The 9192-nt window shown below is 63.0% G+C and carries 9 protein-coding genes; 4 read left to right on the forward strand and 5 right to left on the reverse strand.

The genetic code is table 11. The annotated features are described in order from the left end of the window. Positions 1-90: 90 nt before the first annotated feature. The 3 genes from EN750_RS07755 to EN750_RS07765 are packed head-to-tail and all read right to left on the reverse strand — an operon-like array spanning position 91 to position 1904. A complete protein-coding gene (locus EN750_RS07755) occupies positions 91-564 on the reverse strand; it encodes a DUF4262 domain-containing protein (protein WP_127396085.1) in 474 nt (157 codons plus the stop codon). Then, complete coding sequence (gene maiA / locus EN750_RS07760) at positions 554-1204, reverse strand: maleylacetoacetate isomerase (protein WP_127396086.1); 651 nt, start codon at positions 1202-1204, stop codon at positions 554-556. Before maiA ends, EN750_RS07755 begins: the two co-directional genes overlap by 11 nt. A gap of 4 nt (positions 1205-1208) precedes the next feature. Beyond that, positions 1209-1904 carry a fumarylacetoacetate hydrolase family protein gene (locus tag EN750_RS07765; RefSeq protein WP_127396087.1) on the reverse strand — a complete coding sequence of 232 codons (696 nt, stop codon included), beginning with the start codon at positions 1902-1904 and terminating at the stop codon, positions 1209-1211. Between the two features lie 175 nt (positions 1905-2079). On the opposite strand from EN750_RS07765, the gene EN750_RS07770 reads away from it, so the two are divergent. Beyond that, the gene (locus EN750_RS07770; RefSeq protein WP_027039066.1) at positions 2080-2763 is read left to right on the forward strand and encodes a response regulator transcription factor; all 684 of its coding nucleotides are present in this window, start codon (positions 2080-2082) and stop codon (positions 2761-2763) included. Between the two features lie 33 nt (positions 2764-2796). Here the strand turns inward: EN750_RS07770 and EN750_RS07775 are convergent, their stop codons facing one another. Together EN750_RS07775 and EN750_RS07780 are read right to left on the reverse strand one after the other, a co-directional pair. Continuing rightward, a complete protein-coding gene (locus EN750_RS07775) occupies positions 2797-4137 on the reverse strand; it encodes a hybrid sensor histidine kinase/response regulator (protein ID WP_127396088.1) in 1341 nt (446 codons plus the stop codon). A 14-nt stretch (positions 4138-4151) separates the two neighbouring features. Beyond that, positions 4152-5336, reverse strand: coding sequence for an FIST signal transduction protein (locus tag EN750_RS07780; RefSeq protein ID WP_127329575.1), 1185 nt, complete (start codon positions 5334-5336; stop codon positions 4152-4154). A 264-nt stretch (positions 5337-5600) separates the two neighbouring features. Between EN750_RS07780 and EN750_RS07785 the strand changes: the two genes are divergently transcribed. The 3 genes from EN750_RS07785 to EN750_RS07795 all read left to right on the forward strand — a co-directional run. Beyond that, complete coding sequence (locus EN750_RS07785) at positions 5601-6098, forward strand: (2Fe-2S)-binding protein (RefSeq protein ID WP_127272058.1); 498 nt, start codon at positions 5601-5603, stop codon at positions 6096-6098. 122 nt (positions 6099-6220) lie between these two features. Continuing rightward, positions 6221-8569: a xanthine dehydrogenase family protein molybdopterin-binding subunit gene (locus EN750_RS07790; RefSeq protein ID WP_127396089.1), complete on the forward strand. Its 2349-nt coding sequence runs from the start codon at positions 6221-6223 to the stop codon at positions 8567-8569. Positions 8570-8654: 85 nt separating this feature from the next. Next, the coding region (locus tag EN750_RS07795; RefSeq protein ID WP_145967477.1) for a xanthine dehydrogenase family protein subunit M at positions 8655-9192 on the forward strand (538 nt) is incomplete at its 3' end.

Here is a 9192-nt window from a genome sequence, read left to right on the forward strand (position 1 = left end):
GGGCTGGAGCGGCGTCTGTGTGCTTGGGGCCGGCATCGGCCTGTTGGCGTTGCTGTTCTGGGCGCTGACGCTGCGCGTCGGCAGATAGGCCTATGGCAACGGCGCGGTGTCGAGAAGCGGCTGCCAAGCCCGGAACCAGTCGCTCGCCTCGGCCTGCCACGGCCAGATGCCGTCCACAGTGGGATAGATCAGCTGGAGAACACCGAAATCCAGGCCGCCGTAGAACCAGAGGTCCCAGCCGAAATGCTCGCGGTAGTGGTCGATATGAACGGCGCCGAATTGACAGTCGAAACCTTCGAAAAAACCGGACGATCGCTGCCCTGGTTGGAAAACCTCGCCGGAGCGGACGCGGCTGCAATACTCGTTGATGATGAACTGGGAGATTTCCGGCTTCAGGCCGATGACGATGAGTTCCGGCGCCTTGAAGTTGTGCTCTATTCCAACCGAATAGGTGAAAGGCGGATCGTCGCCTTCCTCCAGCACATGCAAGATGTGGCAGCCATAAGCCTCTATATCGGCCAGCGCCTTGGCTTCACCTGGGTCGGTGGCTTTTCTACTCGGCATCGATCTGGTTCTGGGGCGCGGCTTTCTGGAAGGCCGGCAGCGCCATGCAGGCGGCGTTGATGCGCGCGATCGTCGGGTAGGGCGTCAAGTCGACGCCGAAGCGGGCGTTGCTGGCAATCTGCGCGGCGAGGCAGATGTCGGCCAGGCCCGGCGCGTCGCCATGGCAGAATGTACCCGTCTCCGCCGCCGACGCCATGATCTTTTCAAGCGGCTGAAAGCCCTCGTTCACCCAGTGACGGAACCAGTTGGTGATGTCCTCGTCGCCGGCGCCGAACAGGGTGCGCAGCGAGGTCAGCACACGCAGATTGTTCACCGGGTGGATGTCGCAGGCGATCATCTGCGCCAGCATTCTCACGCGTGCCCGGCCGGCCGGGTCCTTCGGCAGCAGCGGTGGTTCCGGGCTGGTCTCGTCGAGGAATTCGATGATCGCCAGCGATTGCGTCAGCAGCGTGCCGTCGCCGAGGATCAGCGCCGGCACCAGCCCTTGCGGATTGACCGCGAGATAGGCTGGTTCCAGATGCTCGCCATGGCGCAGATGATGCGGGACGTAGTCGTAGCTCAGCCCCTTCATCTCCAGCGCGATCCGCACCCGATAGGAGGTGGAGGAGCGATAGTAATTGTGCAGGACGAGTTCGCTCATGGCCTCACTTCGGCTGGCCGATGGTCACTTCGATGGTCCCGATGCCGTCGACGCCGCCGGTCATCGTGTCGCCGGGGCCAACCGCGCCGACGCCTGCCGGCGTACCGGTGAAGATCAGGTCGCCGGGCGCGAGCTCCACCGCCTCGCTGCAGATCGACACGATATCCGATATCGGCCAGATCAGTTCGGCGAGGTCGGCGTCCTGCCTGACCTTGCCGTTGACGGCGAGCCAGATGCGGCCTTTCTGCGGGTGGTCGGATTTCTGCGCTTGCACCAGCGGGCCGCAAGGCGCGGAGCGGTCGAAGGCCTTCGACCAGTCCCAGGGCCGGGCGGCCTTTTTGGCTTCGTCCTGCAGGTCGCGGCGGGTGAGGTCGATGCCGACACCATAGCCCCAGACATGGTCCAGCGCCTTGTCGCGGGGAATGCGGAAGCCGGCTTTGCCGATCGCGGCGACCAGTTCGATCTCGTGGTGCAGATTGGCCGTCAGCGGCGGGTAGGGGATAGCGGTGCCGGAATCGACCACCGCGTCGGCCGGCTTGGTGAAGAAGAAGGGCGGATCACGCTCGTCATTGCCGAATTCGCGGGCATGCGCCGCGTAGTTGCGGCCGACGCAGTAGATACGGCGCACCGCAAAACGATCGGACGAACCGGCAACGGCCACCGATGCGGTTGCGGGCAGGGGAAGGACGAATTCTGTCATCAAGGGTCTCTGCTTGGTTGCCGGAACATTCGACCGATTTGGGGGGCTGGACAAGGCGATTTGGTCGAGAAAGTGCCGGCGGCACTTTCCGCGGGAGATGGCGATATACTATTTGGCAATAATCTGGCCATGGTGGAGAGGTTATTCTAATCGCTCACGAACTGAAATGAACCCCATGACCGCAACCCACGATCGCGCCCGGTTCCTGATCATCGACGACCATCCGCTGTTTCGCGAGGCGCTGCACAGCGCCGTGCAGATGGCCTATCCGGAAGTCGACACGGTGGAGGCACGCTCGATCACTGAAGCGCTCGATCTTCTGGCCGATGCCAAGCCGTTCGACCTCGCGCTTCTCGACCTTTCGATGCCCGACGTGCATGGTTTTGACGGGCTGCTGCAACTCCGGACCCGCTATCCGCGCCTGCCCGTGGTCATCGTCTCAGGCTATGAGGAGCCGAAGATCATTTCCGAGGCGCTGTCCTACGGCGCTGCCGGCTTCATCCCCAAATCGGCACGCAAGAGCGACCTCGCCGCCGCCATACGCTCGGTGATGGAAGGCGCGATCTATGTCCCGGAAACCTATGAAGGCCGCACGCCGGACGCCGAAAGCGTCGACCGCGCCGACATGGTGCAGCGCCTGTCGACGCTGACGCCCCAGCAACTGCGCGTGCTGCAGATGTTGCGCCAAGGCCTGCTCAACAAGCAGATCGCCTACGAGTTGCAGGTGGGCGAGACGACCGTGAAGGCGCATGTCTCGGAGATATTGCGCAAGCTCAATGTCTACAGCCGCACGCAGGCGGTGATCGAGGTGTCGAAGCTGGACAATGCGGAGCTTTTCAGGGATCAGGCGGGGTTTTGAACTTAACCCTCCCATCAATGGGAGGGTATGAAGCTAAGCCAGCAAATGCGCCAGCAGGGCCCTTAGCTGCGCCGGTTTCAGCGGCTTGCGCATCAGTTCGATGCCGCCGGAGCGGGCGGCTTTGGCGACTGCTTCCGAACTGTCGGCGGTGACGATCAGCGCCGGCACGGCGCGGCCGAGATAGTCGCGGACTTCGGCGATGGTCGTGGTGCCGAGATCGCCGCCGTCGAGATGCTGGTCGGCAATGACGATGTCGGGCACCCAGTCGGTGTCGCCAAGCATGTCGAGCGCATCGTCGGTCGAGGTCGCGGCCCGCACCAGGCATTGCCAGCGTTCGAGCAGGAAGGTCATGGCCTGCAGCACTTCGATATCGTTCTCGACCAGCAGCACCTTGGTGCCGAACAGGCCATAGCCGCGCGGCCGTTCCATGTCGGCAACCCTGGCGATGGCATCGGTTGGCGCACCGATGCCGACGGGAACATCGATGTGGAAGATCGTGCCGCGTTCGACCTTCGACGAGAATGTCACGGGATGGCCGAGCGCGCTGGCCATGCGGCGCACGATGGCAAGCCCGAGCCCGAGACCGCCACCGTCCAGTTCGGCATTGGCCGGCGAGGTGCCGCGGTGGAACTCCTCGAACACCGCCTCGCGCTGGTCGTCGGGAATGCCGCAGCCAGTATCGGCGACGTCGATGCGGATGGTGTCGCCGCGATGCCTGGTGCCGACAAGCACGCCGCCCGAGCGTGTATAGCCCAGCGCGTTGGAAAGAATGTTCTGCAGGATGCGGCGCAGCAGCGTGCGGTCGGAGCGGACCACCGCATGGACCGGCCGGAATTTCAGCGACAGGCCTTTCATCTCCGCCACCGGCAGGAAATCCGAGCGGAGCGACGAGAACAGCGCCTCCAAGCTGACATCGCTCATGTCGGGCTGCACCACGCCGGCATCGAGCTTTGATATGTCGAGCAGGGTTCGCAGCAGGTCCTCCATCGTCTCCAGCGAGCGCTCGACCTGCCGCACCAGTTTCTTGCCCTCGTCACTGGTCTGAACTTCGGCGAGCGCCGAAACCGAGAGATGGGCCGCGTTCAGCGGCTGCAGCACGTCGTGGCTGGCAGCGGCGAGGAAACGGGTTTTCGACAGGTTCGCCAATTCGGCGTTTTCCTTGGCGGCGCTGAGGTCGATGTTCGACTGCTCCAGCCGCCGCAAGGTCGAGTGCAGTTCCTCGGTGCGGGTGCGCACCCGGTTTTCCAGCGAGATCGCGGTCTGAAACAGCGAAAAGGCGTTGCCTTGCTGGTCCATCGAGCGCTCGACGCGGCTGACCAGTGCCGCGTTGATCTTCTTCAGCTTTTCAAGATCGTTTATGTCCCTCAGCGGCATCTTGTTGCGCCGTCCTATTCCGCCGCCTGGCGCTCGCCGAAGGCGATGCCGGTAAAAGTCTGATTCAGATGCATCGACCGGTACTGTTCGCCATAGGTGCCGAAGCCGATGACATTGTTGACCCGGTAGAGTTCCGAGATCTCGCGAAACACCTGCCGATTGCGCGCGTCCAGCCGGCGCAGCACGCAGTCGAAGCCGAGGATCATGTCGATACCGCCAAGCCTCTCCTCGACATCGCGCAGGGCGGCGCGCGTCGATTCGACCATGTCCTTGGGTTGAGCGATCGACAGCACGACGCCATCGTCTATGGCGCAGAAGAACGACAGCGAGCCGTCGGCATGCATCTTCTGGATCGACCGGCAATAATATTGGCCGCCCACCTTCACCACCACGGGATGCGAGGCGAAGCTCAGTGGCGTCAGCATCTGCGCGACGATGCCGACGGACGCGGAATATTCCTGCGCCGCATTGGTGGCATTGAACTCGCGCACGATGCGGTGATCGGGATCGGAAGCCGTCACCACCAGTTTTTCATCGGTGGGAACGAAATTGTCGGTCTTGAAGACATGGAAGGGAATTTCGGTCGATATCAGCACGATGATGGCGCTGTCGGAGGTGACCTTGCCGTTCGAGATCAGGCGCGTCGTCTCGAATTTCAGATCGTCGCCGGCGGAGCCGCCAAGCAGCGGAATGTCATCGAGGCCCCAGTGGATGGCTGAACTCACCGCTTCTTCGGCATAAGAGAGCCCGTCGATGAAGCAGAGCGCGAAAGTGCCTTTGGTCCGATCGCAACCAAGGCGCGCGCGCAGCGATCGCCGCAGGGTCTCCACCTCGCCGGTGATCCTGTCCATACCCGACGAGGACAGATTTTCGACCATCACGCTGACGGCGGTGAACGCGGTGGACGGAAGCAGCATGGCCAGCACATGGCCATCCTCGAGACCTTGCGGCGTGATCTCGCCGGCAGTCGAACAGCCGGCGTGGTGGAGCGCCGGTGCGTGGGTCATGAGCGCCTGGGAAAGGGCGCTGGCTTCGACCAGGCTCTGCGAAAAGAACAGCAGGGCAAAGCCTGCGTCGATGGCGGCTGCTTCCAGTGCGATCGCCTTGGCGAACGCCTCCATGTCGGGCTCGTCCGTGGTGAGCGCCGACAGGCCGCATGCATAGCGCGTCTGTGAATTGGCCAGCGATGTTCTCCGCATTTCCTCCGACGCTTTTTTGTGCGCGGCTGTTTTTAAATGCTTCTGGCGCGCGGGCGTCGACCGACATTGTTGCCTTCAATCGGCGGTTTGGCAATGGGGCCACCGGCACCGCATGTTTGGGCGCGGCCATGACCGAAAGTACAATGTTCCGCGTTTGCGACGTGCTGTTTTTTGTCCGATGTGCGGTGTACGAATAATGCACCACCGAAGCGCGAATACCGCGTCGGCAGCGTGGATACCAAGGTTGATACCCAGGGAGGGACCATGTCGGACGTTTCGTTGATGGTGAACGGAAAGCGGGTCAGCGGTGCTGCCGAGGACCGAACACTTCTGGTTCACTTCCTGCGGGAAAATCTCGGCCTTACCGGCACGCATGTCGGTTGCGACACCTCGCAATGCGGTGCCTGCGTCGTCCACGTCGATGGCAAGGCGGTCAAATCCTGTACGATGCTCGCGGTGCAGGCCTCCGGCTCCACCGTGCTGACGATCGAGGGCCTGGCCAATGGCGCCGACCTGCATCCGGTGCAGGCCGCCTTCAAGGAACATCACGGGCTGCAATGCGGCTTCTGCACGCCGGGCATGATCATGACGGCGACCGACATGATCAGCCGCCACCCCGAAGGGCTCGACGAGGCGACGGTGCGTGCCGAGCTCGACGGCAACATCTGCCGCTGCACCGGCTACCACAACATCGTCAAGGCGATCCTCGCCGCATCGACGACGATGAAGGGGTCCAAGGGTAAGGCGAGACAAGCTGCTTAGGCAAGGGAATAAGGGAGTAGGGCAGTAGGGGAGTAGGGCAAAAGGCCAACGCAACGAGGCCCTTTTTCCCTAGTCCCTTACTCCCTACTGCCCTACTCCCATAAATTCCGGAGGAATTTCTGATGGGCATTGAAGGTGTTGGCGCTCGGGTCGCGCGCAAGGAAGACAAACGGTTCATCACGGGCGCCGGCCGCTATGTCGACGACATGGTGGTTCCCGGCATGAAGCACGCCGCCTTTGTGCGCAGTCCGCACGCGCATGCGCAGATCAAGAAGATCGATGTGAAGAAGGCTCAAGGCATGCCCGGCGTCATCGGCGTGCTGACCGGCAAGGAACTCAAGGCCGACGGCATCGGCAATCTCATCTGCGGCTGGATGATCCACTCCAAGGACGGCTCGCCGATGAAAATGGGAGCGTGGTCGCCACTCGCCTTCGACCGGGTCCGTTATGTCGGCGACGCCGTCGTCATCGTCGTCGCCGAGACCAAGGGGCAGGCGCGTGATGCCGCCGAGGCGGTCGAGATCACCTACAAGGAGCTGAAGGCCGTCGTCGATGCCTCCAAGGCGATGGACAAGGGTGCGCCGCAGATCCACCCCGAAGCGGACAACAATCTGATCTTCGACTGGGACATCGGCAACGCCGACGACACCGCGGCGGCCTTCGGGAAGGCGGCCCATGTCGTCAAGATGGACATCATCAACAACCGGCTGGTGCCTAATGCCATGGAGCCGCGCGCCGCACTTGGCCATTACGACAAGGCCGAGGATCACTATACCTGCTGGACGACCTCGCAGAATCCGCATGTGGCGCGGCTGGTGATGAGCGCCTTCTACAATGTGGCGCCGGAAAACAAGCTGCGCGTGATCGCGCCCGATGTCGGCGGCGGCTTCGGCTCGAAGATCTACATCTATCCCGAAGAGATCGTCTGCCTGTGGGCGTCGAAGAAGACCGGCGTGCCGGTCAAATGGGTGGCCGACCGGACCGAGAGTTTTCTGACCGACGCGCATGGCCGCGACCATCACACCCATGCTGAAATGGCCTTCGACAAGGACCACAGGATCCTCGGCCTGAAGGTGGAAACCCAGGCCAATCTCGGCGCCTATATGTCGCTGTTTTCATCGGCGACGCCGACCTATCTCTATGCGACGCTGCTGTCGGGCCAGTACAACATCCCGGCCATCCACGCCAATGTGAAGGCGATCTACACCAACACCGCGCCCGTCGATGCCTATCGCGGGGCAGGGCGGCCGGAAGCGACCTTCGTCATGGAGCGCATGATGGAGACGGCGGCCCGCCAGTTCGGCGTTTCGCCGGCCGAGCTGCGGCGCAAGAACTTCGTCACAGCGTTTCCGCATCAGACGCCGGTCATCATGTGCTATGACGCCGGCGACTATGCCGCTTCGCTCGATGCGGCAATGCAGGCGTCGGACTATGCCGGCTTCGCCAAGCGCAAGGCCGCCGCCGCCAACAAGGGGTTGCTGCGCGGCATCGGCATGAGCTGCTACATCGAGGCCTGCGGCATCGCGCCGTCTGCGGCTGTCGGCTCGCTCGGCGCCGGTGTCGGCCTTTGGGAATCGGCGGAAGTGCGCGTCAACGCGGTCGGCACGATCGAGGTGCTGACCGGCTCCCACAGCCACGGCCAGGGCCATGAGACGACCTTCGCGCAACTGGTCAATGAGCGCTTCGGCGTGCCGCTCGATTCGGTCTCAATCGTCCATGGCGATACCGACAAGGTGCAGATGGGCATGGGCACCTATGGCTCGCGTTCGGGTGCGGTCGGCATGTCAGCCATCGTTAAGGCGCTCGACAAGGTCGAGGCCAAGGCCAAGAAGATCGCGGCGCACCTGCTTGAGGCCGACGAAGGCGACATCATCATCGAGAACGGCGCGCTGAAGGTGGCCGGCACCGACAAGAACGTGCCGTGGTTCCAGATGGCGCTGGCCGCCTACACCGCCCACAATCTGCCTGATGGCATGGAGCCCGGGCTGAAGGAGACGGCGTTCTACGATCCGTCCAATTTCACCTTCCCCGCGGGCTGCTACATCTGCGAGGTCGACGTCGACCCGGAAACCGGCGTGACCGAGATCGTCCAGTTCGTCGCCGCCGATGATTTCGGCAACATCATCAATCCGATGATCGTCGAGGGCCAGGTGCATGGCGGGCTGGCGCAAGGCATTGGCCAGGCACTGCTCGAAGGCGCCCATTACGACAACAGCGGACAATTGCTGACCGCGAGCTACATGGACTACACCATGCCGCGCGCCGGCGATTTGCCGTCGTTCAAGGTATCGACCTCGAACACCCCTTGCCCGGGCAATCCGTTGGGGATCAAGGGTTGCGGCGAGGCCGGCGCCATCGGCTCGCCGCCGGCGGTGATCAACGCTATCACCGACGCCATCGGCAGCAACGATCTTGCCATGCCGGCTTCGCCGTCCACCGTGTGGGCCGCGATCCGCGCGACGAAACATTGAACGCGAATGGCGAATAGGGGTAGCGAATAGGGAAGAGAATGTTCGCTACTTCCTGCTCGCTCTTTCACCCAGGGGAGAAAGACAAATGTACGCAGTCAACTATCATCGCGCCGCCTCGGTCGCCGATGCCGCCAAGCTGATCAAGACCGGCGACGCCAAGCTGCTTTCGGGCGGTATGACGCTGATCCCGGCGATGAAGACGCGGCTTGCCGCGCCGTCCGACCTTGTCGACCTGTCGCGGATCACGGAGCTGCAGGGCGTCACGGTGTCGGGCAAGACCGTCACCATCGGCGCTGCCACCACGCATAATGCTGTTGCCAATGACGAGAAGCTGAAGAAGGCCTGTCCGGCGCTTTCCCATCTGGCATCGCTGATCGGCGATCCGGCGGTGCGCCACAAGGGAACGATCGGCGGCTCGATCGCCAACAACGATCCGGCGGCCGATTATCCGGCGGCGCTGCTGGCGTTGGGCGCGACCATCGTCACCAACAAGCGCGAGATCGCTGCCGACAAGTTCTTCAAGGGCCTGTTCGAGACCTCGTTGAAGGATGGCGAGATCGTCACCGCCGTCACCTTCACCGCGCCGGGCAAGGCGGCCTATGAAAAATTCCGCAATCCGGCAT

The sequence above is a fragment of the Mesorhizobium sp. M7A.F.Ca.ET.027.03.2.1 genome (assembly GCF_003999175.1).
GTDB lineage: Bacteria > Pseudomonadota > Alphaproteobacteria > Rhizobiales > Rhizobiaceae > Mesorhizobium.

Coding starts and splice junctions, on each gene's coding strand:
- EN750_RS07765 (WP_127396087.1), bottom strand. CDS start 1,904: ATGACAGAATTCGTCCTTCCCCTGCCCGCAACCGCATCGGTGGCCGTT.
- EN750_RS07785 (WP_127272058.1), top strand. CDS start 5,601: ATGTCGGACGTTTCGTTGATGGTGAACGGAAAGCGGGTCAGCGGTGCT.
- EN750_RS07755 (WP_127396085.1), bottom strand. CDS start 564: ATGCCGAGTAGAAAAGCCACCGACCCAGGTGAAGCCAAGGCGCTGGCC.
- maiA (WP_127396086.1), bottom strand. CDS start 1,204: ATGAGCGAACTCGTCCTGCACAATTACTATCGCTCCTCCACCTCCTAT.
- EN750_RS07790 (WP_127396089.1), top strand. CDS start 6,221: ATGGGCATTGAAGGTGTTGGCGCTCGGGTCGCGCGCAAGGAAGACAAA.
- EN750_RS07770 (WP_027039066.1), top strand. CDS start 2,080: ATGACCGCAACCCACGATCGCGCCCGGTTCCTGATCATCGACGACCAT.
- EN750_RS07780 (WP_127329575.1), bottom strand. CDS start 5,336: ATGCGGAGAACATCGCTGGCCAATTCACAGACGCGCTATGCATGCGGC.
- EN750_RS07775 (WP_127396088.1), bottom strand. CDS start 4,137: ATGCCGCTGAGGGACATAAACGATCTTGAAAAGCTGAAGAAGATCAAC.